Annotated in this window: 21 protein-coding genes; 11 read left to right on the top strand and 10 right to left on the bottom strand. The window is 58.8% G+C overall.

Annotation, left to right across the window (positions count from 1 at the left end):
• Nucleotides 1-10: 10 nt before the first annotated feature.
• From PL599_RS16345 to PL599_RS16335, 3 genes are read right to left on the bottom strand one after another with little or no spacing between them, the layout of a single operon-like run.
• Nucleotides 11-868, bottom strand: a complete 858-nt coding sequence (locus tag PL599_RS16345) for a carbohydrate ABC transporter permease (RefSeq protein ID WP_077985535.1) — start codon at nucleotides 866-868, stop codon at nucleotides 11-13.
• Nucleotides 865-1,749, bottom strand: a complete 885-nt coding sequence (locus tag PL599_RS16340) for a carbohydrate ABC transporter permease (protein WP_077985534.1) — start codon at nucleotides 1,747-1,749, stop codon at nucleotides 865-867. Before PL599_RS16340 ends, PL599_RS16345 begins: the two co-directional genes overlap by 4 nt.
• Nucleotides 1,750-1,762: 13 nt before the next feature.
• Nucleotides 1,763-2,944: a Gfo/Idh/MocA family protein gene (locus PL599_RS16335; RefSeq protein ID WP_077985533.1), complete on the bottom strand. Its 1,182-nt coding sequence runs from the start codon at nucleotides 2,942-2,944 to the stop codon at nucleotides 1,763-1,765.
• A 151-nt stretch (nucleotides 2,945-3,095) separates the two neighbouring features.
• Between PL599_RS16335 and PL599_RS16330 the strand changes: the two genes are divergently transcribed.
• Genes PL599_RS16330 through PL599_RS16310 form a run of 5 tightly spaced genes read left to right on the top strand, consistent with a single transcriptional unit; the run spans nucleotide 3,096 to nucleotide 7,297 of the window.
• The gene (locus PL599_RS16330) at nucleotides 3,096-3,398 is read left to right on the top strand and encodes a hypothetical protein (RefSeq protein WP_271359325.1); all 303 of its coding nucleotides are present in this window, start codon (nucleotides 3,096-3,098) and stop codon (nucleotides 3,396-3,398) included.
• Nucleotides 3,395-4,147 (top strand): GntR family transcriptional regulator, encoded by a 753-nt coding sequence (locus PL599_RS16325; RefSeq protein WP_077985532.1) that lies wholly within the window; start codon nucleotides 3,395-3,397, stop codon nucleotides 4,145-4,147. The genes PL599_RS16330 and PL599_RS16325 overlap by 4 nt, the downstream gene beginning before the upstream one ends.
• Nucleotides 4,148-4,175: 28 nt before the next feature.
• Entirely contained in the window at nucleotides 4,176-5,198 is a 1,023-nt protein-coding gene (locus PL599_RS16320; RefSeq protein WP_173990224.1) for an SIS domain-containing protein, read from the top strand.
• Entirely contained in the window at nucleotides 5,195-6,367 is a 1,173-nt protein-coding gene (gene nagA / locus PL599_RS16315) for an N-acetylglucosamine-6-phosphate deacetylase (protein WP_269824748.1), read from the top strand. Before PL599_RS16320 ends, nagA begins: the two co-directional genes overlap by 4 nt.
• A 3-nt stretch (nucleotides 6,368-6,370) precedes the next feature.
• Entirely contained in the window at nucleotides 6,371-7,297 is a 927-nt protein-coding gene (locus PL599_RS16310) for an ROK family protein (RefSeq protein ID WP_137412251.1), read from the top strand.
• A gap of 6 nt (nucleotides 7,298-7,303) precedes the next feature.
• On the opposite strand, the gene PL599_RS16305 is transcribed toward PL599_RS16310, so the two are convergent.
• A complete protein-coding gene (locus tag PL599_RS16305) occupies nucleotides 7,304-8,557 on the bottom strand; it encodes an FAD-dependent oxidoreductase (RefSeq protein ID WP_269824749.1) in 1,254 nt (417 codons plus the stop codon).
• Nucleotides 8,558-8,588: 31 nt separating this feature from the next.
• Complete coding sequence (locus PL599_RS16300) at nucleotides 8,589-9,290, bottom strand: phosphatase PAP2 family protein (RefSeq protein WP_137412253.1); 702 nt, start codon at nucleotides 9,288-9,290, stop codon at nucleotides 8,589-8,591.
• A gap of 188 nt (nucleotides 9,291-9,478) precedes the next feature.
• Here PL599_RS16300 and dxr point away from each other — a divergent pair, with 188 nt between their 5' ends.
• Nucleotides 9,479-10,672, top strand: a complete 1,194-nt coding sequence (dxr, locus tag PL599_RS16295) for a 1-deoxy-D-xylulose-5-phosphate reductoisomerase (protein ID WP_142912988.1) — start codon at nucleotides 9,479-9,481, stop codon at nucleotides 10,670-10,672.
• Nucleotides 10,673-10,707: 35 nt separating this feature from the next.
• Here the strand turns inward: dxr and hemA are convergent, their stop codons facing one another.
• A complete protein-coding gene (gene hemA / locus PL599_RS16290; protein WP_142912987.1) occupies nucleotides 10,708-11,925 on the bottom strand; it encodes a 5-aminolevulinate synthase in 1,218 nt (405 codons plus the stop codon).
• Between the two features lie 372 nt (nucleotides 11,926-12,297).
• Here hemA and PL599_RS16285 point away from each other — a divergent pair, with 372 nt between their 5' ends.
• From PL599_RS16285 to PL599_RS16265, 5 genes are all read left to right on the top strand, one after another.
• Complete coding sequence (locus PL599_RS16285; protein WP_004443753.1) at nucleotides 12,298-12,549, top strand: YMGG-like glycine zipper-containing protein; 252 nt, start codon at nucleotides 12,298-12,300, stop codon at nucleotides 12,547-12,549.
• A 175-nt stretch (nucleotides 12,550-12,724) separates the two neighbouring features.
• Nucleotides 12,725-14,650, top strand: a complete 1,926-nt coding sequence (locus PL599_RS16280; protein ID WP_269824750.1) for an autotransporter assembly complex protein TamA — start codon at nucleotides 12,725-12,727, stop codon at nucleotides 14,648-14,650.
• Nucleotides 14,651-14,695: 45 nt separating this feature from the next.
• On the top strand, nucleotides 14,696-18,856 hold the full coding sequence (locus tag PL599_RS16275) for a translocation/assembly module TamB domain-containing protein (RefSeq protein ID WP_269824751.1): 4,161 nt from the start codon (nucleotides 14,696-14,698) through the stop codon (nucleotides 18,854-18,856).
• Nucleotides 18,857-19,082: 226 nt separating this feature from the next.
• On the top strand, nucleotides 19,083-19,559 hold the full coding sequence (locus PL599_RS16270; protein ID WP_003504949.1) for a chemotaxis protein CheW: 477 nt from the start codon (nucleotides 19,083-19,085) through the stop codon (nucleotides 19,557-19,559).
• A 331-nt stretch (nucleotides 19,560-19,890) separates the two neighbouring features.
• Nucleotides 19,891-21,666, top strand: a complete 1,776-nt coding sequence (locus tag PL599_RS16265; RefSeq protein ID WP_077985524.1) for a methyl-accepting chemotaxis protein — start codon at nucleotides 19,891-19,893, stop codon at nucleotides 21,664-21,666.
• A 46-nt stretch (nucleotides 21,667-21,712) separates the two neighbouring features.
• On the opposite strand, the gene fdhD is transcribed toward PL599_RS16265, so the two are convergent.
• The 4 genes from fdhD to PL599_RS16245 all read right to left on the bottom strand — a co-directional run bounded on the left by fdhD (nucleotide 21,713) and on the right by PL599_RS16245 (nucleotide 25,770).
• Nucleotides 21,713-22,519, bottom strand: a complete 807-nt coding sequence (gene fdhD, locus PL599_RS16260; RefSeq protein WP_269824752.1) for a formate dehydrogenase accessory sulfurtransferase FdhD — start codon at nucleotides 22,517-22,519, stop codon at nucleotides 21,713-21,715.
• Nucleotides 22,520-22,873: 354 nt separating this feature from the next.
• On the bottom strand, nucleotides 22,874-23,284 hold the full coding sequence (locus PL599_RS16255; RefSeq protein WP_003492358.1) for a F0F1 ATP synthase subunit epsilon: 411 nt from the start codon (nucleotides 23,282-23,284) through the stop codon (nucleotides 22,874-22,876).
• 129 nt (nucleotides 23,285-23,413) lie between these two features.
• Complete coding sequence (gene atpD / locus PL599_RS16250) at nucleotides 23,414-24,868, bottom strand: F0F1 ATP synthase subunit beta (RefSeq protein WP_269824753.1); 1,455 nt, start codon at nucleotides 24,866-24,868, stop codon at nucleotides 23,414-23,416.
• 23 nt (nucleotides 24,869-24,891) lie between these two features.
• Nucleotides 24,892-25,770 (bottom strand): F0F1 ATP synthase subunit gamma, encoded by an 879-nt coding sequence (locus PL599_RS16245; RefSeq protein ID WP_077985522.1) that lies wholly within the window; start codon nucleotides 25,768-25,770, stop codon nucleotides 24,892-24,894.
• Between the last annotated feature and the right edge of the window lie 18 nt (nucleotides 25,771-25,788).

Genomic DNA, 25,788 nt, shown 5'->3' with positions numbered 1-25,788 from the left:
CGGTTGTTGATTATTTCACCGCGCCGGCGGTAAGGCCGCTGACGAGATATCGTTGCATGAAGAAGATCACGACCATCGCCGGCGCAATGCCGACGAAGCTGGCCGCCATCAACTCATTCCAGATGACTTCCTGACGACCGAAATAAGCGAAGAGGCCGATGGGCAGCGGCATATATTCGGTCTTGGAATTGAAGGTGAGCGCGAAGATGAACTGCTGGGCATAGGCGCCGATGAAGGTGGTGATGGAAACCACTGCGATGCCCGGCATCGCCAGCGGCAGGATCACCCGGCGGAAAGTATAGAAATAGCTCGCACCGTCCACATAGGCCGCTTCTTCCAGTTCCCGCGGGATACGCAGCATATAGGTGCGCAAAAGCCAGATGGCGGTGGGGATCAGGAAGGCCGCGCCGGGAATGATCATTGCCAGATAGGTGTTCAGCACACCCATGTTGCGCATCAGCCGGAAAAGCGGGATCAGAAGCACGGCGCCCGAGAACATGTTGATCGCGAGAAATGCGCCAAGCAATTGCCCTCGTCCGCGAAACTTGAAACGGGCGAAAGCATAGGAGGCCGGCACCACCAGAATAAGGACGATAATGGTCGAAATGGTGGAGATGAAGAAGGAGTTGAAAACGTAGCGGGCAAAACCGGGAACGCTGACCCACATGGTCCGGTAGGCCTCGAAGGAACCGTTTTCCGGCCAGAACGTGTAGGGCGATGAGAAAAGCAGACTGAGCGGCTTCAGCGAAACCAGAAATCCTTCCACGAAGGGCGCCAGCACGAAAGTCAGGAATACGGCGATGCCGCAATAAATCCCGACGATTTCATACCACCTGTAGCGGTTGATCATCGCATTCTTGTCGGTCATCGGCTGGCCTCCTGCGAGATGCGGCTGGTGATGCGGAAGTAGAAATAGGTAAAGATCGACAGGAAGATGCAGATCAGCACGGCGCGCGCAGCACCTTCACCGTATTTGTAAGAACCGATCGCCGTCTTGTACGTGTCGATGATCATGGTCGTGGTCTGGCCAGTCGGACCGCCCTGCGTCAGGATCCAGATGATATCGAAGGAATTGAAAGTCGAAATCAGCGAGATCATCGACATAGTAATCATCGCAGGCAGCATGAGTGGCAACGTGATGCGGCGGAAGCGGTAGAGGCGGCTTGCCCCATCTGTCCACGCGGCCTCGTAGAGATCCTGCGGGATGGCCTGAATGGCGGCCAGCAGATAGAGCGTAACCATTGGCACACCGATCCAGACGTCGGTGATGATCGTTGCCCAAAAGGCCGTATTGCCGTAGGCGAGGAACGCGACCGGCCCATCCACCAGACCGATGTTCTGGAGCACGCCGGAAATCATGCCGAACTGGCCGTTATACATCCAGCCCCACATGAAGATGCCGATAGCCATCGGCACGATCCATGGCGGCATGGTCAGGAGACGGAACAGCGCCCGGCCAGGCACGGCCGAATTCAGCAAAACCGCACCCAGCGTGCCGATAATCATCTTTATCGAGACGGAAAAGAACGTCCAGATGAAGGTCCGCGTGATGACATCGGCAAAAGTCGCGTTGAAAATCTTCTCGTAGTTGATGAAACCGACCCAGTTCGTCGTTTTTCTAAGCGACGCATCGGTAAAGGACAGGATGAAGGTATCGACGAGCGGATAAGCAACGATAACCGTGATGTATAAAAGCGCCGGCAGAAGAAGAAGCCAGGCGAAGACGACCGCGCTGCGTTTCGCATCCATCGCGCCGCCCCCCTTAAGCAGATTTCGCGGCGGGGGATTTCAGCTGACCGTGCAGTGCAAGATCGTACTCCTCCCATACCGGCTTGAGATCGATCACCTTGCGGCCATGGCGCGCTTCGTCCATGGCAAGCGCCAGAATGCCGGCCTCAATCGCGTCGAGCGCGGAAACCGGCAAGGGCGCGCCCTTGACGATATGGGCGATGACGTCCTCCGCCATCTGCTCGTCCGCACCATAATGCTGTGAGAGCGCGGTTGCCGCAGAATAGGTCTTGGCGACGGTTTTTTCATTGGTCCGGGCATTGTGCACGTTCAGGAAGCCGCGCACGAAATCGCCCTCTGCCATGCCCTTGGCGCCGATGACGCAGAAACGGCGGAAATCGTCGGGAACGTTGAGATTGGTATGGAAGGCAAGCGATGCGCCGTTCTCATATTCGACGATGGCCGTCTGGTAATCGATGATGTCGCCGTCGCTGTCAAAAACCTTGTCGGAACCCATCCAGCCGCTCGGCTTGCGATGGTAGACCTCCATGTCGTTGATGCCGTCATTCTGCGGCGCGTTTGCCGGCGTGAAGCTCTTGCGTCCGCCAAAGCTCGACACGAAACGCGGCCGCGCACCGACCACGCCATTATAGAGATCGAGGTCGTGGCAGCATTTTTCCAACATGAACGAGCCGGAGTAATTTTCGTAGCGTCGCCAGTCGCGCATGAAGAATGCGCCGTGATAGGGCGGGATATGCTCCGAGGCCTCGATGGAAACGACATCGCCCAGCTTGCCTTCCGCCTGTGCGGCGCGCAGATCGCGGTAGAGCGGGGAATAACGCAAAACGAGACCAACGAGCAGCCGCTCGTGACCATGCTTGTTGAGCAACCGGGCAAGCTCGAGGCTTTCCTCGATGCTGACGACGATGGGTTTTTCCGAGAAGATGGTGCAGCCGGCCTCAAGTCCGATACGGATATGCTCCAGATGCATGTGGTTCGGCGAGCCGATCATCAAGAGATCGAATTTTTCGTTTGCGATCAACGCCTCGGGACTATCGTAAGTCTTGCCGGCCGAAATGCCCTTTTCCTGCAGGCCCGGCAGGCCCGCCGGCGCGGGATCGACGTAACCGACGATCTCAAAATCCTTATCGATCTCATGAAAAACGTAGCCCAGATAACCGAGACGGAATCCGAGTCCGATAATTCCCACCTTCATGAACTTTGTTCCCTGTTCATTCGTAATTCATTTTCGCAAACGCGACCATTTCTCTGCTGGTCGTCCAGATATCTGCGATAATTTCTTGCCACGATGAAATTAATTTTCACAACGGTCAAGCTAAATTCGATTTCGCAAACGCTGCCGCGAGTTGGAAACCGATTTTCCGGCGCGACGGATGCGAGACGGATCGCCGCCGACCACCGACGCAAAAAACAATACCAAAAAAATGCCAATCGTCCAGAGCAATTCCGTTATCGAGAAAATTTTTTTGGTTAATGCGAAAATATCAAGCATTAAGCCTCATTATTCGGCAAAAGATCGAAAAAACCACCGATTAATCGTACAAATACAGCAATGGTTCTATTTTGGTATTGCCGATTGCGCGGCATATGATATAGCCAGAGCCGGCCATATCGCCGACCACATGGATCGTGACAGAGGTTATGGATGAACGGGGCAGCGCTTAATCTGGACGACCTGCAATCAGGCGGCGGCCCGCTTTACCTGAAACTGCGCCAGACGATTGAAGACGCCATCAATGGCGGCCGCCTGAAGCACGGCGACGCCTTGCCGCCGGAGCGGGATATCGCCGAAAGCGCCTGCGTCAGCCGCGTCACGGTGCGCAAGGCGGTGGACGATCTCGTCCGCGACGGTCTTCTCGTTCGCCGGCACGGCTCGGGTACTTTCGTCGTCAAGCCCATCACCCGCATGCAGCAGCCCCTGACCAAGCTCACCTCGTTTACCGAGGACATGCGCCGGCGCGGCATGACGGCAAGCACCCGCTGGCTGGACAGGGGCCTGTTCCACCCGACCGGAGACGAGATGATGACGCTCGGCCTTTCCCAATCGGCCATGGTGGCCCGGCTCACGCGCCTGCGGCTTGCCAATGACCAACCTATCGCGCTCGAAGTCACAAGCCTGCCGGGCGATATTCTGCCTGACCCACAATTGGTGGAAAACTCGCTTTATCTGGAGCTTGAGAAAAACGGCATTCGCCCGGTGCGCGCCATTCAGCGCATCTCCGCCCGTAACCTCACCGATGAGGAAACATTGCTGCTTGGGGTTCCGCCGGGCTCGGCAGCGCTTTCCGTTCAGCGAATGGCCTATCTGGAAAGCGGGCGCCTCATGGAAATATCCCGCGCGCTGTACCGCAGCGACGCCTATGACCTCGTCGCCGAACTGACGATGGGGCCCGAGTGACAAATCTCTTGATCAAGGACACGAAACGATGACAACCCTGATGCGCCAGGAAATCGATGAGATTCCCGATGCAGTCGCTCGCCTGCTGGACAATGCCAATGCCGACTTCCACGAAGCCGGAGGCAGGCTGAAGGCCCGTGACCCGGCCGTTATCGTCACCATTGCACGCGGCTCCTCCGACCACGCCGCGCATTTTTTGAAATATGCGATCGAATTGCAGACCGGTCTACCGGTCGCGTCGCTCGGCCCCTCGCTCGCCTCGATCTACCAGACGAAGCTGCGGCTGGACCGGGCGGCGGCCTTCGCCGTCTCGCAATCGGGTAAAAGCCCTGACATCGTCGCTCTGTCGGAAAGCGCCCGCAAGGGCGGCGCGCTCACCTTTTCGCTTGTCAATACCCTGCCCTCCCCGCTCGGCGATGCGGCAAATCACGCCATCAATATCCAGGCGGGCCCTGAAAAAGCGGTGGCCGCAACCAAATCCTTCGTCAACTCCATCGTCGCCGGCCTCGCGATCCTTGCCGAATGGACGGAAGACAGCCTGCTCGCCAAAGCCGTCAACGCCCTGCCGCAGAATTTCGCCAAGGCCATCGCGCTCGACTGGAGCCAGATCAGCGAAGCGGTCAGGGGCGAGGAATCGCTTTATATGCTGGGCCGCGGTCCCGCCCTCGCCATCGCAGCGGAAGCTGCGTTGAAATGCAAGGAAACCTGCGAGCTCCACGCAGAGGCCTATTCGTCGGCGGAAGTCATGCACGGCCCCGTTTCGCTGGTCGCACCGAAATTTCCCGTCATCGCCTTTGCCGCACGTGACCGCGCCGAAACCTCGGTGACGGATATCGCGGCCGGCCTCGCCGGCAAGGGCGCAAGTGTTTTTGTCACCTCCGCAAAGGGCAGCCCGGCGAAGTCCCTGCCTTTCGTGGAAACCAATCATCCGCTGACTGACGCCCTGTTGCTGATCGCACCGTTTTACGGCTTCATCGAGCAATTGTCGCGTGCCCGCGGCTTCAACCCGGATGCGCCGGTGGCGTTGAAAAAGGTGACGGAAACCCAATGAGCAGCAGCAAGGCATTTGTCGGCGCCCGTATTTTCGATGGCGTCGCGTGGCACGATGGCAAAGCGCTCGTGACCGGTGATGGCCACGTTGCCGACATCGTCGACCGCGTATCCGTGCCCGCAAACGCCGACATCTTCGACGCGGAAGGACTGTTCATTGCGCCGGGCTTCATCGACTTGCAGGTCAACGGCGGCGGCGGCGTGATGTTCAACAACGAGCCGGATGTGGAAGGCATTGCCCGCATCTGCTCGGCCCATGCGCAATTCGGCACTACGGCGCTGATGGTCACCCTCATAACAGACAGACCGGATATCACAGCCAAAGCCGCCGAAGCAGGCATCGCCGCGCACGAAGCAGGGGTGCCCGGCTTTCTCGGCCTGCATTTCGAAGGGCCGCATCTTTCTGTCGCACGCAAGGGCACCCATGACCCGGCGCTGATCCGAAAGATGGAAACGGCCGATCTCGCTGTTCTGACGGGCTGCAAGGCGAAGCTTCCTTTTTTGCTGACAACCATCGCCCCGGAAAACGTAACCGAGACGCAGGTCGCAGCGCTGCACAAAGCCGGCATCGTCGTCAGCCTCGGCCATACCGATGTGGGCCTCAGCGTCGCGACGGCCTATGCCGAGGCCGGCGCATCCATGGTGACACATCTCTTCAACGCTATGAGCCCGCTCGGCCATCGCGAGCCGGGACTGGTGGGCGCGGCACTTTCCAACGGCAAGCTGGATTGCGGGCTGATCGCCGATGGTTTCCATGTCGATCCCGCAGCGATCGGCATTGCGCTTCGCGCCAAGAATGGTCCCGGCCGCATTTTCCTCGTCACCGACGCCATGTCTACTATCGGAACGGATGATGACGGTTTCGAACTGAACGGCAGGCGTGTCTATCGCAACGGCGGTCGGCTGACGCTGGCCGACGGCACGCTGGCGGGGGCGGATATCGATATGCTTTCCTGCATCCGTTTCATGCATGAAAAGCTGGCGACACCGCTGGAAGAGGCCTTGAGAATGGCGTCTGCCTATCCCGCCGAGGCGGTCGGCGCTTCCGGCAAGGGTAAGCTCCTGTCCGGATTCGATGCGGATTTCGTCATGCTGACACCCGACCTTCAGATGCATTCGACATGGATCGGCGCAGAAAAAATCCACGATGCCACCCGTTCCGGAGCCTGAATCATGATCGTTTGTTTCGATATAGGCGGAACGACCATCAAGGGCGCGATTGCCTACGCTCCCGACGATATTCGGCCCGTGCCGCGCATCCCGACGCCCAAGACCAGTTTCGAAGACTTCGCCGCCGGACTGAAATCCATCATCGACAATAGCGGCGGCACACCCGCCTGCGTGTCGCTGTCGATTGCCGGCGTCATCGACCCCGATACCGGCAAGGCCACTGTCGCCAATATTCAGAGCATCCATGGCAGGGTCCTGAAGGACGAGCTGGAAAAGGCGCTGAACCTTCCCGTCATCGTATCGAACGATGCGGATTGCTTCGTGATCGCTGAATCGGAAATCGGTTCCGGACGGGGTCATCGCGTGGTCTTCGGCGTCATCCTCGGAACGGGTGTCGGCGGCGGCCTGGTGATCGACGGCAAGCTCATCAACAGCCACGGCGGTTTCGCCGGCGAATGGGGCCATGGGCCGGTGGCCGCGACATTGGCCGGAAATCCGCCGGTTTCGCTGCCGCGTTTCGAATGCGGTTGCGGGCTTACCGGCTGCGTCGACGCAATCGGCAGCGCCCGTGGCATGGAAAAACTGCATTCGCATCTTCACCGGCAGGCGATGACCAGCGAGGACATCATTGCGGCCTGGCAGGCGGGCGATGCGAAGGCCGCAAGAACCATCGATGTCCTTATCGATATTCTCGCCTCGCCTCTGGCAATGGTGATCAACGTTACCGGCGCAACCATGGTGCCGGTCGGCGGCGGACTTTCCAATTCGAAAGCGCTTCTGGCCGCTCTGGACGAGGTGGTAAGGAGCCGCATTCTGAGGCGCTTCGACCGCCCTCTGGTCGTGCCCGCCATCTGCCGCATCGAGCCGGGGCTGATCGGATCCGCCGTTATCGGGCTGAAACATGAGAAAGAAGCCGAAGGCACTGCCTGAGCGGCGTCACATCGTCTCGATCTTTTCCCGGCGAAAACCCAGCCCTACCAGCCGGCCGGTCAGATGGGAAAGGAGCGGAAACCGCATGATGGCCAGCACAAAAGCTGGCGGTCCTTTCGGTTTTTCCGCATCCGCCCGTCCCTTCTTGCGGCCGATACGCATCATGCGCTGCAGAAATTGCGTGGCCTTGGTCGGGAAGGATCGCCGCTTTTCAATTGCGGCAAGATCCTCGTCGGTAACGGCGCGGCCGGATACGAGCACCGGCACCAATATATTGGCCGCCGCAACCGCATCCTGAATAGCCAGATTAATGCCGACACCGCCGACGGGGGACATGGCATGGGCCGCGTCACCAATGCAGATCAGACCCGGTTTCCACCAGCGCTTCAGCCGGTCGATACGGACGGTGAGGAGATGCACATCGTCCCAGCTCTTGAGCTCATCGAGCCTTTCGCGTGGGAAAGGGCAGATTTCCGCGACCCTGTCCCTGAAGGCTTCAATTCCCTGCAGCTTTATGTCGGCGAAAAATCCCTTTCGCACCACATAGCCGCATTGCCAGTAATCACCCCGGTTGATCATGACGAAACCCTGCCGCGAGCCGGCATGCCCCATGGTTTCCGTCGGATCGTCGGGCTGTTTGGAAAGGCGCATCCACAGCACCTCCGTCGGAATGCCGAAGCGCTGCACTTCCAACCCCGCCGCCTCACGGACGATGGAGTTGCGCCCATCCGCCCCCACCACCAGATCGGCTTCGATCTCGATGATGCCTTCAGGTGTGCTGACCGTGAGACCCCCGACATGCTCGCCGCTCTCGATCAGTCCGGTCACCGGCGCATTCATCAGCAATCGGAAATTTTCGTATTGCCCCGCCTTGCCGACGATGAAATTGAGAAAATCCCATTGCGGCATAAAGGCGATGAAGCGGTGGCGGACCGGCAGGCGGGAAAAATCCGCGATCGTGATACGCTCGCCGCCGATAACCGCATTCAGTCTTGGCGCGCGCGTATGAGGCAGGCTCAGGAACTCATCGATGAAACCGAGTTGCTCCATCAATTCAAGCGTTGAAGGGTGGATGGTGTCGCCGCGAAAATCGCGGAGAAAATCTCCATGTTTCTCAACGACGACAACATCTATACCGCTGCGCGCAAGCAGCAGGCCAAGCATCAAGCCCGCCGGCCCGCCGCCAGCCACGGCGACTGATGTACGGATATGCTGAACGGACTTGCCGTCATTTTCCGGAGCGTTTGTCGCTTCCTCCATCACCTTCCCCCTTACATCCTGCTTGAGGTCCTTATCGTGTATCCGCCGTCGGGAGGTTTGCATTCTTCGGCTGCGGCCAGCCATGCGCATCGAATCGGAACAGCATTTCGGACCGGGCAAAGATAAAGGCGAAGGCCATGGCCGTCCACATGCCGAGCAACAGCCCGGCGGCGACATCGCTTGGATAATGTGCGCCGACGATGACACGCGAAACACCGATGACAAGCGCAAGCAGGAGAAACACCCAGCGGAAGCGCGGCATCAACATGGCGAAAGCGCCGAAAAACACCCCGGCGGCGGTCGAATGGCCTGAGGGGAAACTTTCATAGAGATTGTCGCCGGTAAATGGAGTGAGGCTATAGGCGCCCATTTCAAGGAGAAGCTCCGGCCTTGCCCGCCCGATCAGGAATTTCAGCGTATGGACGAGAATGCTCGCCGTTCCGATCGTCAGGAAGAAATAAGCCAGAAGCCGCCATGCCGTCCTCAGCCGTCCATTGTAGGTCTGCGCCTTTAAAACCCGTGCGGCGACATAGGCCAATATCGCCAGAAGGCCGGTGGAATAGAGCATCCAGCGGAAGGTTCCGAAATCGGTAATCGCGCGGTTAAAGGAAACCACTCCGCCCGGCAGGGCCTGCGCACTTTCGGAAAGACGCGGATCAAAAGGAATGAAGGCAAGGACCAGCACAAGGCTTGCCGCAAAGACCCACCCACTGGAAACCAGAAAACGTCGCATCGATATCCTCTCATTGTTTTTCTTGCATATGGCTTTGCCTTCCGCAAAAACAATAGCCTGGGCTTTGTCCTTGTGATGGCTGGTTTTCGCGGGTAGAGGCTAAGGAATGTTGCCTGAAAGTGCATGGCGTTTTCGGGAAAACGACGTGCACCAAGGGGTGCGAACCGGAAACGACCGACGGACTGAAAATGACGAATGCCAGTGACATGCCACGCAAGCTGACAATATTGGGTTCGACCGGTTCGATCGGCGCCAATACGCTGGATGTCGTCCGCCAGCTGGGTGGCCGCGACGCGTTCGAGATCACGGCTTTGACCGGCGCGGGCAACGTCGCGCTTCTGGCAGAACAGGCGCGGGAATTCGGCGCGCGGCTGGCGGTCACCGCCGAAGACGACAAATACGAAGTGCTGAAATCGGCCCTTGCCGGCACCGGCATCGAGGTTGCGGCGGGCAAATCCGGCCTCGAAGAGGCCGCGTCGACGGATGCCGGCTGGGTGATGGCGGCGATTGCCGGAACCCCCGGCCTTGCACCTACTGTTACAGCCGCGCAACGTGGCGCAGACATAGCGCTCGCCAACAAGGAATGCCTGGTTTCGGCTGGCGATGTTTTCCTGCGCACGGTCAAGCAGGGCGGCGGCAGGCTGATCCCGGTCGACAGCGAGCACAGCGCAATCTTCCAGTGCCTGACGGGCGACCATAAGCAGGCCGTGGAACGCATCGTGCTGACCGCATCCGGCGGCCCGTTCCGCACCTGGTCGCGCGAGGAGATGGCCAATGTTACGGCGGATATCGCCCGCGCCCATCCCAACTGGTCGATGGGGCTGAAGGTCTCCATCGGCAGCGCCTCCATGTTCAACAAGGGGCTTGAAATGATCGAGGCGAAATACCTGTTCGATCTCAGGCCCGATCAGGTGGAGGTAATCGTCCATCCGCAGTCGATCATCCATTCAATGGTGGGCTACACCGACGGCTCCTATATCGCCCAGCTCGGCTCTCCAGACATGCGCACCGCTATTTCTTATGCCCTCACCTATCCGCAACGCGGCAATCTGAACGTTGAGCGGCTGGATTTCGCAAAACTCGCGCGGCTCGATTTCGAAGCGCCGGATGAAGCCCGTTTCCCGGCGATTCGTCTGGCCCGCACCGCGCTGGAACGCGGCGGTTTGCAGGGCGCCGCCCTGAACGCCGCCGAAGAAGCCGCCTTTCACGCCTTCGTTGCGGGCAATATCGGTTTTCTCGATATGGCCGAGATCGTTGAAACGGTCATGGACCGCATGCATGACGGCCGCTCCGCCGCCACGATTGAAGATGTATTCGCAGCGGATAAGGAGGCCCGTCGCCACGCCCGCGAATTGATCGCCACCAAAGAAAAGGCCGCTTAAACGCGGCCCGATCTACTCTTATCTAAACAGCGGCCTCACGCCACCGCACGCGCCAGTGCACAATGCGACCAAAGCTGATGCAGCGCGCCGACGAGATGCTCGATATCGGCATCGCTATGCAGCGGCGTCGGGGTAATGCGCAGACGTTCGGTCTTGCGCGGCACGGTCGGATAATTGATCGGCTGAACATAGACGCCGTGATTGTCCAGCAGGATATCCGAAATCCATTTGCACTTGGCGGCATCGCCAACCATGACAGGCACGATGTGACTCGGGTTGTCCATATGCGGAATACCGCGTGCATCGAGAAGACCACGCAGCTTGCGCACCCGGTCCTGATGGCGGGCGCGCTCGAAGGGGCTCGCCTTCAGATGTTGGATCGAAGCAATGGCACCGGCAGCAAGAGACGGCGGCAGGGCCGTCGTGAAGATGAAGCCGGAGGCGAAGGAGCGGATGAAGTCGCAGACCGCCGTGGATCCGGCAATATAACCGCCCATTACGCCAAAGGCCTTGCCGAGCGTTCCCTCGATGATCGTCAGGCGATCCATCAGGCCTTCGCGCTCGGCAATGCCGCCGCCGCGCGGGCCGTACATGCCGACAGCGTGAACTTCATCGAGATAGGTCATGGCGCCATAACGGTCTGCCAGATCGCAGATTTCCTTGATAGGCGCGATATCGCCATCCATCGAATAAACGGATTCGAAGGCGATCAGCTTCGGCGCATTCGGATCGGCGGCCTTAAGCTTGGCTTCGAGATCTTCGAGATCGTTGTGCTTCCAGATCACCCGCTCGCAGCGGCCGTAACGGATGCCTTCGATCATCGATGCATGGTTGAGCGCATCCGAGAAAATGATCAGGCCTGGAATTTTCTGACCGAGCGTGCCGAGGGTGGCCCAGTTGGATACATAACCCGACGTGAAGATCAGCGCCGATTCCTTGCCGTGGAGATCGGCAAGCTCCCGCTCCAGCAGGACGTGATAGTGGTTGGTGCCAGAAATATTCCGGGTGCCTCCCGCACCCGCGCCACAGTGATCAATGGCGGCCTTCATGGCTTCGATGACTTTGGGGTTCTGGCCCATGCCGAGATAGTCGTTAGAGCACCAGACAGTAACGTCCTTGCGTTCGCCATTGGCGTTGTACCGTGTGGCGCGGGGAAAATTGCCCTGCTGGCGCTCGATATCTGCAAAAACGCGATAGCGTCCCTCGGAATGCAGGCTTTGCAGTTCCGTCGTGAAAAATGCCTCGAAGTCCATGCCATGCTCCAGAATTGACCAGATCGTTTTCTGCCTCGTCGCCGGGACCGTCAACCCTTTCGGGCCACATTAACCGCGTCTGCGTCAATTCGCCGTTGTTTTGAACCATTCCAATAAAGCGCTTATAGGCGCCTATGAAAAGCGCAAAATTGATTCACATCAAAAAAGCGGATTTTTGGAACCTTTTTTGCGCCGCGCCGTTGTTTGGGGCACAATCGATTTACGCTCGGAGGAATGCCTGCAAAGAGGAGGCTTCCCTAAACGACATCGAATTGTTAGTTATCTGTGGCGGTCGGAGGTAGCAGTCGCCGCAGATAAATATGGGACGCCTACCGAGCCACAAGAGCTCATTGTAACGTTGGAGAGAGTTTCATGAAAAAGGCAATCATATTTGCGCTGGTCGGCCTGTCGCTCGCAAGCTGCACGCAGACCGAAAAGGGTGCTTCCATCGGTGCCGTTTCCGGTGCGGTCATCGGCGGCGCCGTGACTGGCAACGTTCGTGGTGCGGCAGTAGGCGCAGCAATCGGCGGCGTGGGCGGCGCCCTCATCGGCAATGCTTCCGAACCGGGCTATTGCTATTATCGCGACCAGTACGGTCAGCGTTACACGGCGCGTTGCCGCTAATCGCTTCGCGAAATACCGTTGCACAGAAGCCCCGGTCACCCGGGGCTTTTTGCGTTATGGCAGGCAAAACACAAGCGCAAGGGTCCTCAAAGCAGTTTATTTATGATTAAATTGCACTGTTAACGGACAGGAAACGGGTTAGGGCGACAATAAAGGCTCAACCATAAAGCAGCTTATGCGAAGAACACGAACTAACCCGAAGACAGGTATTGCGTATCGGAAAGCTGGCACCGCGCTTGCGGTCGCCGTGACGTTCGCCCTGTATCCGGCGTTTACCCGTGATGCATTTGCCTTCAAACTGTTTGGCATGCGCCTCTGGGGTTCGGAAGAACCGGAAGTGGAGGTTATAAACCCTGTCAAATTCACCGTCACGCTTGATGCCGCGGACGCCGATAAATCCCTGAAAAACAGCCTGGAAAACAGCTCGCTCCTCCTGGCTGACAAGGACAAGCCCGCCTCCGGCGATCTCGGACTTCTGATAAAGGCAAGAGACGACAGGGACAGGCTGATCGCGGCGCTTTATGAAAACGCCCGTTATGGCGGCATCGTCAATGTTACCGTCGCCGGCAAGGATGTGGATAGCCTGCCGCCCAATCCTGTGTTCGATCATTCCGCTCCCGTACCCGTGGTGATCACGGTTTCGCCCGGCCCGGTTTTCAAACTTGGAAATGTACGGCTGGAAGGCGATGTGACCGGCCGTAACCTTGAGGAATACGGCCTGATAGCCGGGGGTGACGCCGGTTCTCTCGCCATCATCCGCGCCGGCAACAAGCTGATCGATGACCTGAAGGCCGAAGGCCGTCCGCTTGCGAAGCTGACGAAACGCGAGGCCGTCGCCAACCACGCGACGAACACGGTGGACATTACCATGGCGGCTGAAGGCGGTCCCGTGGCACCCCTCGGCACGGTCACCGTCACGGGTGAAAAAACCGTCGACGGCGATTTCATCCGCCGTTATTCGCGCCTCAATGGCGGCGAACCCTATTCGCCGGAAAAACTGCGCAAGGCCGCCGACCGGCTGCGGCAGCTCGGCGTCTTTTCCAGCCTGACGATCAAGGAAGCGGGAACACTGGCGCGCGACGGCACCATTCCGCTGACCATCGAGGTTTCTGAAGGAAAGCACCGCTATTTCGGCGTCGGCGCACAATACTCAACCACGGAAGGCATCGGCCTTCAGGGTTATTGGGGCCACCGGAACCTGTTCGGACAGGCGGAATCGCTGCGTATCGAAGGTTCGGTTTCGCGCATCGCCGAAGCATCGAGCGTCGATGGCATGGATTATTCGGCGGGCATTACTTTCACCAAGCCCGGCATGTTCAATCCGCGAACCACCTTCAAGACCAGCCTGATTGCCAAGACCGAACACCCCGATACATACGACGCCAAGACAGTGACGGGCACAGCCGGTTTCGCCTACGAGCTCAACGATACCGATACAGCCGCAGCCGGCCTTGAGGTGCAATGGGCCGATACGGAAGACGCATTCGGCAAAAACGAATACCTCACTACCTCGATCCCGCTGGAATTCGTTCGTGATACACGCGACGACAAGCTCAACCCCACCGAAGGCTTCCGTGCCTCGCTGGCCGCCAAGCCTAGCTATGAAGCGCTGAACGGCACCTTCTTTTCCTCGTTCGAAGGCTCCATCTCGGGCTACAAGGGGATTGGCGCCGAAGACCGGCTGATCATGGCCGGAAAGCTTTCCGGCGGCGTGCTCGTCGGCGGCAGCGATCTGCAGGACATTCCCACCACAAGGCGCTTTTATGCCGGTGGCGGCGGATCGGTGCGCGGCTACAGCTATCAGGAAATATCGCCGTATAATGCCGCTGGCGACGCGACCGGCGGCCGTTCTTATGTGGTCGGCTCCGTTGAGGCCCGCATCACGGTCACCGAGACAATCGGCATCGTGCCATTCATCGACGCCGGCGTGGTTTCGGATGAGGTGACCCCTGATTTTTCCGATATCCGGGCTGGCGCCGGTATCGGCCTGCGTTACGCGACGCCCTTCGGGCCTCTGCGTCTTGATGTCGCCATGCCGCTCGACAAATATGACGGCGGCAACAGTTTCGGCATTTATGCTGGCATCGGTCAGTCTTTTTAAACGCCGCAGTCGAACACCCTTACAACAGAGTGTAGATTATCCTTTATGAAAACGTTGATTCGATTGCTGAAATGGCTGGGCTACGCTGCTTTATGCTGCGTGGTGCTGGTGTTGCTTGCGGTTCTGTTCGTCGGTTTCACGCCGATGGGCGCGAGAATTGCCGCAAAGCAGATTTCATCGCTCGTTTCCACACCCGATCAGGTAATCGATATTTCTCCCCCGAGCGGCCTTTTGACCGGCCGCCTGCGGCTCGACAATGTCACTCTTTCAGACCGGCAGGGACCCTATGCGCGCGTGAACCAGATCGCCGTCGACTGGTCGCCGCTTTCGCTGCTTGCCGGCACCTTCCATGCCGACCGCGTCTCGGCCGGATCGATCGATGTCGAGCGCAAACCGCTTGCGGCGGAGCAGACATCGACCAAAAGCTCCGGTAACTCCTCGTTGCCGATCGAAATCGCCGTCGACAATTTCAGCCTTCCCGATATCAGCCTTGGCACGCCGCTTCTCGGCCGTCCCTTCGACCTGAATGCGGAAGGCAGTTTGACGGCTGCGCAGGACGATATGCGGCTATCGCTCACCGCCCATCGGCTCAATGCGCCGGATGCGGAGGTGAATACCGACATCGCCTTCCTTCCGAATGAAAACGTCCTGAAGCTGAAAGCGGAGATGAAGGAGCCCGAAGGCGGTCTTCTCGCCACGCTGCTTTCGCTTCCCGGAACACCTGCGGTGGCGATAGACCTCAACGGCGAAGGCCCGCTTTCCAACTGGACAGGAACGCTGCGCGGCAATGTCGCCGGCAACCAAGTCGTCAACGTCACCGGCCGCCATCTTCTTGCTGATGATGGCACCCGCCGTATCGAAATTGCAGGCGGTGGTCAGCCCGATCTGCTTCTGCCTCCGGCCTTCCGCCAGCTTTTTGCCGGCGAGACAAAGCTCGACGCAAACGCCGCGCTTTCCCCGCAGGGCCGCATCGAAATCGGCAGCAGCACGCTGGAGACCGGCACCCTGCTGTTGACGGCGTCAGGCACGGTCGATCCGAACGGTCAGAACGATCTCGTCGCCAATCTCATCGGCACCGCCGGCCCCGTGGATTTTCGCTGGCCGCTGGAGAATGGCGAGGTTCAGGCCCTCATCAACGGCCTCGATCTTTCCCTCAAAGGTGGCGCAGACGCCGCGCATCTCAACACGACGGTATCGTTGCGCAGCCTTTCCCTGCCGCAAGGCAGGCTCGATGACGTCAAGCTGACGGCCGAGAGCGCCGATCTCAACATTGCCAACCGCAGCGGCACGATCGCGACGGTCCTGTCCGTGGCGCAATCCTCCTTCGTCAGCCCCGATATCGACCGGCTGGTGCGGGCGCCCCTCACCGTCAAGGCGCCGCTCAGCCTCACCTCTTCCGCCATAGGCTTTGATGGCGCGACGCTGGAAAGCGCCAGTGTCGGCGGAACGCTGAGCGGCAGTTTCGATCTCGCCAGCAATCGCCTGACCTCCAGCGTGCAGCTCTTCGCGCTGCCCGCCACCCTTCCACCGGTTCTCGCGGAAAAGTTCGACACCACCATCGCCCTCCAGGGCGATGTCGACGTGACCATCGGCGGACGCACCAGCCTTGAAAACCTCGTCGTCAAGTCGGGAACGATCGAAGCAACCGGCAATGTCGGCCTCGAAAACGATACATTGAGCGCCAGCCTGACGGGTAAATTTCCCGCTCTTGAAAAACTAACGCCACAGGCGAAGGGCGTCGCCGATTTTGCAATCGAGGCCAGCGGCGCGCTGGCAGCACCGGATTTCAACGTCACTCTGAGTTCCGAAAGCGCAATTCTTGCCGGACGAACACTCGAATCGCTGAAGGTCAATGCAACGGGCAAGGCCGATCCCGCCGCGCCTCAGGCAAAGCTCACCGCCAGCGGCAGTCTCGACCGACAGAAGATCGACGCCAATGCCGATGTGGTGCAGACCGAAAACGGCACGGCTATCCCCGAGCTGCACGTGGCAGTGGGACGGAATATCTTGAACGGACAGCTGCAATTCTCGCAGCAATTCCTGCCATCGGGCAATCTCTCCTTCAATTTCCCCGACCTTGCCCTTCTCGCCGCCCTCGCCGCGCAGCAGGCGGACGGCGATATTGCTGGCGATATCGCCCTGAGCAACGCCAATGGCCGGATCGCCGCAACGATCAAGGCCAATGGCGGCAGCATCCGTCAGGGCACAACAACGATCTCCAAGCTCGCCGCCGATATTTCCATCGATGACCTTCAGGCTCTCGCCATCAATGGCAAGGTCAGCGCCGATAGCGTCAATGCCGGCGCCGCCGCTATATCAGGCCTGAATGCCACCATCGGCCATTCCGGCACCACGACGCAGTTCGACGTCAACGGCCGTTACGACAACGCGCCACTGGTGGTGAAGGGCAGCGCCGAGACCGGCGGATCGCCGATGACGGTGCGCGTCGACGCCTTTTCGGCCGCCCCCAAGGGCATTGCGGTTCGCCTTGAAAAACCGAGCACCATCGCCATCCAGAACGGCACGGCCCGCATCTCCGATCTGACCGTCATCACGGGTGAAGGACGCGTCGAGGTCAACGGCACCGCCGGGTCGACGCTCGACATCAATGCCGATATCCGTTCGCTGCCCGCCAGTCTCGCAAATGCCTTCGCCGCCGGGCTGGATGCGGCAGGCAGCATCTCCGGCACGGTGACGGCCAAGGGAGACGCATCGAACCCCGCGGTCGAATACAATCTGAACTGGACCAATGCCGAGGTCGCGCAGACACGCGCGGCGGGGCTCGCTGCGCTCGGCATCAAGGCGAACGGTCGTTTCGCCGGCGGCACCTTGCAGATCGACACCAATGTATCCGGCCAGGGCGGCATGTCGCTTTCCGGCGGCGGCTCGCTCGGCATCGCCGGCAATCGTCCGCTTTCCATGGCGTTTTCCGGCAGGCTGCCCTTCTCCGCCGTCGCAGCACAGACCGCAGCGCAGGGTCTTGACGTCAACGGCACGGCCGCCATCGACGTGAAGATCTCCGGTAGCGCTTCCGCACCCGTCGTTACCGGCAGCATTACCACCGATGGCACGCGCCTGACAGACGTGCGGCGGAACCTGACCATCAACGATCTGGGCGCCACCATCACCTTCGACCGCGACCGCGCCGTTATTTCGCGACTAACGGGCAAGCTGGCGGGCGGCGGCACGATCTCGGGAACCGGCAGCGTCGGCATAGCCGGTGGCTCAGGTTTCCCCGGCGATATATCGATTACCCTTAATCGTGCCGGTTATAATGACGGCACGCTGGTGACAACGGTGGTAAGCGGCACGCTGACGCTGAAAGGCCCGCTGCTGAATTCCCCCGTACTGGGCGGCAACCTGACACTGGACAGAAGCGCCATCACCATTCCGGAAAAACTTCCGGCCTCGCTGACGGAAATCGATGTCAAGCACAAGAACGCCCCCCCGAAGGTACGCGCTCAGGCCAAGGCGCTCGGAGCCGATCAGGGCGGCAGCGGCAGTTCGTCCACCATCAATCTCGATTTGCAGGTGAACGCACCGAGCGGTATCTTCGTGCGCGGACGCGGTATTGATGCGGAACTGACCGGCAGTCTGACCATCCGTGGTACGGCAGCCGTTCCTGTCATCTCGGGCGGCTTTGAAATGCGTCGCGGCCGGTTGGAAATCCTCACCCGCCGCCTCGATTTCACGACCGGCAATATCACCTTCGGCGGGGGCCTCGTTCCGGTTCTCGATATGAAGGCCGACTCGACGGTGGGGTCGACCACGGTCACTGTGTCGGTGTCCGGCAACGCCAATGATCCGGCCTTTGCTTTCTCCTCCGCGCCTGCCCTGCCGCAGGATGAAGTTATGGCGCAACTGATTTTCGGCCAGTCCATGTCGAAACTCTCGGCTTTGCAGATCGCAAGGCTGGCCGATGCAGCCGCACAGTTGGCCGGCGGACGTTCCACTTCGCTGTTTGACAAGCTCAGAAGCAATCTCGGTGTCGACGACCTCGATATTTCGACCGATTCCGAAGGGCAGGCCCGCGTTTCCGCCGGTAAATATCTCAACGAAAGAACGTATCTCGAGCTGCAGCAAAGCGGCGAATCCGGCGCAAAAGCCATCATCAACCTCGATGTCGGGCGGGGCGTGAAGCTGCGCGGAGAAGCGGGCGGCAATGGCGAAGGCGCAGCTGGCATATTTTACGAGAAGGAGTATTAGCATTTCCACTAAGAGGGCGTAACGATTTGACGCCCGGACAATGCGCAAAATATTCCAGGGTCGCTTCGCATTTAGGTTTGCGAAACCATCTCATGCTACGAATCATCCATTGAAGACGGAAATATTGTTTCCGGCTGTTCAGGCACCAGGCAGAACGCCGAATCCGCATATGCAAGTGTCGGTGCACTTGCGCCGGCCTCCACAGCGAGCATTGGGAAGAATTCTGATGGCAATGATTAACTCTACCAATTTTGGCGGTGAGACGCTCGAGATCATCGCATTCCGCCTGCATGATCAGGAATTCTGCGTGAAGACGACGACCATACGCGAAATTCGCGGCTGGGCTCCTTCAACGCCCATTCCCCATGCGCCGAAAGACGTCATCGGCGTCATGAACCTGCGCGGGTCTGTCATTCCGATCATCGATCTGGCTCACAAGCTCGGTATGAAGAGCACCGTCGCCAATGAAAGAAGCGCGATTGTGGTGGCGGAAGTGCACAACATGGTCATCGGCATGCTCGTCGACCGCGTTTCCGACATTTTGACGATCCCGGCAAATCAGGTTCAGCCGGTTCCGGAGATCTCGGCCTCTTTCGACAAGTCCTATTCGGAAGGCATCATCGCCAACGAACACGGCATGATCTGCTTCCTCAATCTTGCGAAAATGTTCAAGGGAACAGAAGCGGAAGATCTCGCGGCCTAATCAGGCTTTTTCGTCTGGCCTCGCCGCACGAAGACTATCTATAAATCCAGGCCGCCGGAGCACCCGCCCGGCGGTTTTGTTTTTCTTCTTTACCTCGTTTCATCAAATAAGAACATTTTAATATTATGTATGTCTAATATTACGGACCCTAGATCAGTGTCGCGCCATTACGCATATAAGGCGAACCCGATACCTGACCGAGGCGGAAAGACGGAAGTGCCTGCCTTGCTGCCTTCGGCGGCAAAACCTGTTCATTGTTCAACATGATTCGATGTGGACCGCATGTCCTGTGCGCCACGCCGCGTTGTGGACCGATTTTGGGGGACGTATAATGCTGGGGTTAGGGAAAAGCGCAGATAACAGAAATATGCTCGACGCGATATCCAGATCGCAGGCGGTCATAGAATTTGATCTCAAGGGTAACATCCTCACCGCGAATAAAAACTTCTGCGCGGCGCTGGGTTATGATCTCACCGAGATCGTCGGCAAGCATCATCGCATCTTCTGCGACAGCGAGCTTGCCGGGTCGCGGGCTTATCAGGAATTCTGGGACTCTCTCGCCCGTGGCGAGTTCCAGGCAAAGGAATATCGCCGTGTCCGCAAGGACGGATCGGTTATCTGGATCGAGGCCTCTTACAACCCGGTTTTCCGTTCGGGCAAACCCTATAAGGTCGTGAAGATCGCCACCGACATCACCGCCAAGAAGATCAGGGCCGTGGACGACGCGGGCAAACTGGAGGCGCTCTCCCGTTCGCAGGCTACAATCGAGTTTTTTCCGGATGGCACCATCATCACCGCAAACCCGAATTTCTGCGCAACGGTGAATTACGACCTCAAGGAAATCGAGGGCAGGCACCACCGCATGTTCTGCGATCCGGACTATGCCGCCTCACCCGCCTACGGTAATTTCTGGCAGCGGCTGGCAGCAGGGGAGTTCATCTCGGATGAATTTGTCCGCTATGGAAAGAACGGCAAGGAAATATGGATACAGGCTGCCTATAATCCGGTGATGGACGAAGCCGGTAAGGTGGTGAAAGTGGTGAAATTCGCCACCGATGTCACGCCGCGCATGAGCGCCATTAGTGTGCTTGCAGATGCTCTGCGGGCGCTGGCCGAAGGCGATCTTGTGCAACGCCTCGACAGCAGCTTCGTACCCAGCATGGAAAAGCTGCGCGCGGATTTCAACGAAGTTGTCGCCAAGCTGCAGGCCACCATGCAGACCATCGCCCATAACGCTTCGACAATCGCCTCAGGCTCCGGGGAAATCCGCATCGCCGCCGATCAGCTTTCGCAGCGCACGGAACAGCAGGCCGCTTCACTCGAAGAGACAGCGGCCGCGCTGGAAGAAATCACCACCACCGTTACCGATGCCAGCCAGCGCGCCGGCGAGGCCGGAAAGCTGGTGTTGCGGACGAGAGAACATGCCGAACATTCCGGAGAAATCGTCCAGCAGGCAATTTCTGCCATGGACGCGATTTCGCGTTCCTCGGGCGAAATCACCAACATCATCGGCGTCATCGACGACATCGCTTTCCAGACCAATCTTCTGGCTCTGAATGCAGGCGTTGAAGCCGCCCGGGCGGGAGAAGCGGGCAAAGGCTTCGCCGTCGTGGCGCAGGAGGTCCGCGAACTCGCGCAGCGATCCGCCGTTGCGGCCAAGGAAATCAAGTCTCTTATCAACACGTCACGCGAACAGGTCGCCAATGGCGTTGATCTGGTGGGCAGAACCGGCGGCGCGCTCAGGGATATCCAGTCCCAAATGAGCGAGATCGACACCAATGTCTCGGCCATCGTTGAAGCTTCCCGCGAACAGTCAAGCGGTCTCAGGGAAATCAATCAGGCCGTCAACATCATGGATCAGGCTACCCAGAAGAACGCCGCCATGGTGGAGGAAACCACTGCCGCCAGCCATGGACTCGCAAATGAGGCGGAAATCCTGCACGAACTGCTGCGGCAGTTCAGAATATCGCATGAGGCATCGGCACTAACCGCCCGCCCGGCCGACAAAAAGCCCGCCCCTGTCACCCGGCTCCCGACACCGCAGCCGCGATACGCCGCCGCGCCAAGGTCTCACGGAAACGCAGCCGCCGAATGGGCGGAATTCTAGGCCCGCTCTGAAGCCAAGGGCCGCCGGGAAACGGCGGCCTCAATCTTTATAGAGTGATACGATCCGCCCGGGTGAAGATTTCAAAATCTTCACCCCGCACCAGCGCCACAAGTGTGATGCCCGAACTCTGCGCCGTTTCAATGGCAAGCGCAGTGGGCGCGGAGATCGCCGCCAGAATCGGGCTGCCAAGGATGGCTGTCTTCTGGACCATTTCCACCGACAGTCGGCTGGTGACCACCACAATACCCCTATCGGGCGATTGGTCCGCATTAACGACCGCACCTGCGAGCTTGTCGAGCGCATTGTGGCGGCCGACATCTTCGCGGACAGCAAGCAGCCCTTTTTTAGGATTGTAGAAACCCGCGCCGTGAACTGCTCTCGTTTCGCGATTGAGGTTTTGCGCTTCATTCAGCGCTTTCACCGCGGCGACGATGTCATCACCGTCAACGGAGACGTCCACGTCGCTCAATTCCGGTACCACACGAACCGCTTGCTCTATGGATTCGATACCACAAAGACCGCAGCCGACAGGGCCTGCCATATGCCGCCTTCTTGCCCTCAAGGCATCCGCATTGGCATCCTGCAAATCCACCTGAACATCGAAGCCCTGCCCCGCCTCGATCACCTCAATGGAACGGATTTCCGCCCTTGTGGATATGATGCCTTCCGTAAGACTGAAACCGACCGCGAAATCGACAAGGTCGGCCGGGCTGGCCATCATCACGGCATGGGTGCTGCCGCCATAGGAAAAGGCAACCGGCACCTCCTCGGGCACCGCCCTTTCGCCCTCCACTATGGCACCTTCGCGCAAAGCGGTTCTTGCAACCCTTCGGTAACTTGCCTTTGCCGACACGCGATCACTCCTCCATGACGAAAATCCGCCTCGTCTCGCTCAAGATACCAAAGCAGCATTTCTTCCCGGTATCATATCTAACCGAAAGCCCGGAAAATCGGAATCGATTTCCCGGATGCACCCGTTGAAGGCGCTACCCTGCCTAATCCATTGTCGGCGCGTCCATCACTGATGCGATCCCGCCAAGGCCATGCCGAAGCTATGACCAGGTCAACTGATGTTTTCTATGCGAGGCCAGCCATGCTTTGCCTGATATGGTGAGGAAACAGGCCAAAACAAAAAAGCGACCGAAACGGCCGCTTTCTGCTTTAGGTTTTTTGTGGGCAGTCATTCTTTCGAACCCGCCCGGTGCTTTCAAGCAGCGACGAGAACCTCATGCAGGTTCGTCAGTTCGTAAAGATGCTTTTCAAGCTTGGTCAAATGCTCGTGGTGATGATTACCCTCTTCGATTTCGGCCTTGGCCGCATCGATACGCTTCTGCAGCGTGTCGGGAGACATATCATCGGCCGAAACGGCCGATTCGGCGAGAAGCGTGCAGCCGGTCGGCAGAATATCGGCAAAACCACCGAAGACGACGTATTTGTGCGTTTCGCCAGAGGCAAACTTCACAGTCACCAGACCCGGCTTGATCGTGGTCATTGTCGGCGCATGATTGGCCAGAACCGTCATTTCACCCAGCGTAGCCGGAATGACGACTTCCGTAACCGTTTCGGAAACGAGCAGACGCTCCGGGGAAACGAGATCGAATTTGAAACTGTCAGCCATGGCTATTCACTTCTTTTCAATTACGCGGGCGTCGCAGACTTGTCTGTTACAACAAAGGCAAAGCCGTTCCGGTTTCGCCGTCATTGGCTGGAAGGCGCGCGGTTAAACCACGCGCCCGCCAATTTATTATTATGCAGCTTCGCCAGCCAGCTTCTTTGCCTTTTCGATGGCTTCTTCCATCGAACCGACCATGTAGAAGGCAGCTTCCGGCAGATTGTCGTATTCGCCGTTGACGAGGCCCTTGAAGCCCTTGATCGTGTCTTCGAGAGCAACCAGCTTGCCCGGAGAACCGGTGAAGACTTCAGCAACGAAGAACGGCTGCGACAGGAAGCGCTCGATCTTGCGGGCGCGGGCAACCGTCAGCTTGTCTTCTTCCGACAGTTCATCCATGCCGAGGATGGCGATGATGTCCTGAAGAGACTTGTAGCGCTGCAGGGTCGACTGAACCTTACGGGCCACTTCATAGTGCTCTTCGCCGACGATCATTGGGTCCAGCATGCGCGAGGTGGAGTCGAGCGGGTCAACGGCCGGGTAGATGCCCTTTTCAGCGATCGAACGAGACAGAACCGTCGTTGCGTCCAGGTGGGCGAACGAGGTGGCCGGAGCCGGGTCGGTCAAGTCGTCGGCGGGGACGTAAATAGCCTGAACCGAGGTGATCGAACCCTTGGTCGTGGTTGTGATGCGTTCCTGCATCTGACCCATGTCGGTTGCGAGCGTCGGCTGATAACCAACGGCCGAAGGAATACGGCCGAGAAGAGCCGACACTTCCGAACCAGCCTGCGTGAAGCGGAAGATGTTGTCCACGAAGAACAGAACGTCCTGACCTTCATCACGGAAGTTCTCAGCGATCGTCAGACCGGTCAGAGCGACGCGAGCGCGGGCGCCCGGCGGTTCGTTCATCTGGCCGTAAACGAGAGCTGCCTTGGAACCTTCGCCGCCGCCAAGCTTGTTGACGTTGGACTCAATCATTTCGTGGTAGAGGTCGTTACCTTCACGGGTACGCTCACCAACGCCGGCGAATACGGAATAACCGCCGTGTGCCTTAGCAACGTTGTTGATAAGTTCCATGATGAGAACGGTCTTGCCAACGCCGGCCCCGCCGAACAGGCCGATCTTACCGCCCTTGGCGTAAGGAGCCAGAAGGTCGACCACCTTGATGCCGGTGACGAGGATCTGTGCTTCGGTCGACTGCTCGACGTAAGACGGTGCGTCCTGGTGGATGGCGCGCTTGGAAGCGGTCACGATCGGACCAGCTTCGTCAACCGGCTCACCGATAACGTTCATGATGCGGCCGAGTGTTTCCGGGCCAACCGGAACCGAGATCGGAGCGCCGGTGTTCGAAACGCTCTGGCCGCGAACAAGACCTTCGGTCGAGTCCATGGCAATCGTGCGAACGACGTTTTCACCGAGGTGCTGCGCGACTTCAAGAACCAGGCGGTTGCCGTTGTTCTCGGTTTCGAGCGCGTTCAGGATCGGAGGCAGTTCGCCTTCGAACGCCACGTCGACAACAGCGCCGATAACCTGGGTAACCTTGCCCGCGCCGTTCACCGCTGCGGTTTTCTTGGGGGTAGCTGCCTTAGCCATTATCCTTACCCTCTTTCCTTACCTCAGAGCGCTTCCGCGCCCGAAATGATTTCAATGAGTTCCTTGGTGATCTGAGCCTGACGCTGACGGTTGTAGGAAAGCGTCAGCTTGTTGATCATCTCACCGGCATTGCGCGTTGCGTTATCCATCGCGCTCATTTTGGCGCCCATTTCACCGGCAACGTTTTCGAGCAGAGCCCGGAAAACCTGAACCGAAATGTTGCGCGGAATAAGGTCTTCCAGAATAGAAGCCGCATCCGGCTCATATTCATAGACGGCGCTCTGCGTCGCGGCATCCTCTTCCACAACAGGCGTTGCGGCGGGAATGAGCTGCAGGCCGGTCGGGATCTGGCTGATGACGGACTTGAATTCCGAATAGATCAGCGTGCAGACGTCGAACTCACCGGCGTTGAAGAGCGAGATCACCTTCTTGGCGATCTGGTCGGCATTTTCAAAACCGACCTTCTTCACGTCGCGCAGTTCGATGCGCTCGATGACGTTGGCTGCAAATTCGCGACGCAGGGCGTCGTACCCCTTTTTGCCAACCGTGATGATCTTGACCGTCTTGCCTTCCGAAATGAGCTTGCGGGCGTGATCGCGGGCAAAACGGGCGATTTGCGAGTTGAAACCGCCGCAAAGACCACGCTCAGCCGTGCAGACAACGAGCAGATGCACATCGTCTTTGCCGGTGCCGGTCATCAGCGCCGGAGCAACGTCCGCCTCGACCGCATTCGCGATGTTGGCAAGAACGGCGCTCATGCGCTGAGAATAAGGCCGGGCGGCCTCCGCAGCTTCCTGGGCGCGCCGAAGCTTCGCCGCGGCGACCATTTTCATCGCCTTGGTAATCTTCTGCGTCGCCTTTACGGAGGCAATGCGGTTTTTCAGATCCTTTAGTGAAGGCATCCGTTATCCGTCCGAGTA

This window comes from Agrobacterium sp. ST15.16.055, assembly GCF_027956555.1.
In the GTDB taxonomy this organism is placed as follows: domain Bacteria; phylum Pseudomonadota; class Alphaproteobacteria; order Rhizobiales; family Rhizobiaceae; genus Agrobacterium; species Agrobacterium salinitolerans.
Note: the sequence above shows the minus strand (reverse complement) of the source record. Positions and strands in the feature narration are given on the sequence as shown.

What these genes read in the sequence shown, in the direction of transcription:
- PL599_RS16345 (WP_077985535.1), bottom strand. Translation starts at nt 868, where the DNA reads ATGACCGACAAGAATGCGATGATCAACCGCTACAGGTGGTATGAAATC.
- PL599_RS16340 (WP_077985534.1), bottom strand. Translation starts at nt 1,749, where the DNA reads ATGGATGCGAAACGCAGCGCGGTCGTCTTCGCCTGGCTTCTTCTTCTG.
- PL599_RS16335 (WP_077985533.1), bottom strand. Translation starts at nt 2,944, where the DNA reads ATGAAGGTGGGAATTATCGGACTCGGATTCCGTCTCGGTTATCTGGGC.
- PL599_RS16325 (WP_077985532.1), top strand. Translation starts at nt 3,395, where the DNA reads ATGAACGGGGCAGCGCTTAATCTGGACGACCTGCAATCAGGCGGCGGC.
- PL599_RS16320 (WP_173990224.1), top strand. Translation starts at nt 4,176, where the DNA reads ATGACAACCCTGATGCGCCAGGAAATCGATGAGATTCCCGATGCAGTC.
- nagA (WP_269824748.1), top strand. Translation starts at nt 5,195, where the DNA reads ATGAGCAGCAGCAAGGCATTTGTCGGCGCCCGTATTTTCGATGGCGTC.
- PL599_RS16310 (WP_137412251.1), top strand. Translation starts at nt 6,371, where the DNA reads ATGATCGTTTGTTTCGATATAGGCGGAACGACCATCAAGGGCGCGATT.
- PL599_RS16305 (WP_269824749.1), bottom strand. Translation starts at nt 8,557, where the DNA reads ATGGAGGAAGCGACAAACGCTCCGGAAAATGACGGCAAGTCCGTTCAG.
- PL599_RS16300 (WP_137412253.1), bottom strand. Translation starts at nt 9,290, where the DNA reads ATGCGACGTTTTCTGGTTTCCAGTGGGTGGGTCTTTGCGGCAAGCCTT.
- dxr (WP_142912988.1), top strand. Translation starts at nt 9,479, where the DNA reads ATGACGAATGCCAGTGACATGCCACGCAAGCTGACAATATTGGGTTCG.
- hemA (WP_142912987.1), bottom strand. Translation starts at nt 11,925, where the DNA reads ATGGACTTCGAGGCATTTTTCACGACGGAACTGCAAAGCCTGCATTCC.
- PL599_RS16285 (WP_004443753.1), top strand. Translation starts at nt 12,298, where the DNA reads ATGAAAAAGGCAATCATATTTGCGCTGGTCGGCCTGTCGCTCGCAAGC.
- PL599_RS16280 (WP_269824750.1), top strand. Translation starts at nt 12,725, where the DNA reads ATGCGAAGAACACGAACTAACCCGAAGACAGGTATTGCGTATCGGAAA.
- PL599_RS16275 (WP_269824751.1), top strand. Translation starts at nt 14,696, where the DNA reads ATGAAAACGTTGATTCGATTGCTGAAATGGCTGGGCTACGCTGCTTTA.
- PL599_RS16270 (WP_003504949.1), top strand. Translation starts at nt 19,083, where the DNA reads ATGGCAATGATTAACTCTACCAATTTTGGCGGTGAGACGCTCGAGATC.
- PL599_RS16265 (WP_077985524.1), top strand. Translation starts at nt 19,891, where the DNA reads ATGCTGGGGTTAGGGAAAAGCGCAGATAACAGAAATATGCTCGACGCG.
- PL599_RS16255 (WP_003492358.1), bottom strand. Translation starts at nt 23,284, where the DNA reads ATGGCTGACAGTTTCAAATTCGATCTCGTTTCCCCGGAGCGTCTGCTC.
- atpD (WP_269824753.1), bottom strand. Translation starts at nt 24,868, where the DNA reads ATGGCTAAGGCAGCTACCCCCAAGAAAACCGCAGCGGTGAACGGCGCG.
- PL599_RS16245 (WP_077985522.1), bottom strand. Translation starts at nt 25,770, where the DNA reads ATGCCTTCACTAAAGGATCTGAAAAACCGCATTGCCTCCGTAAAGGCG.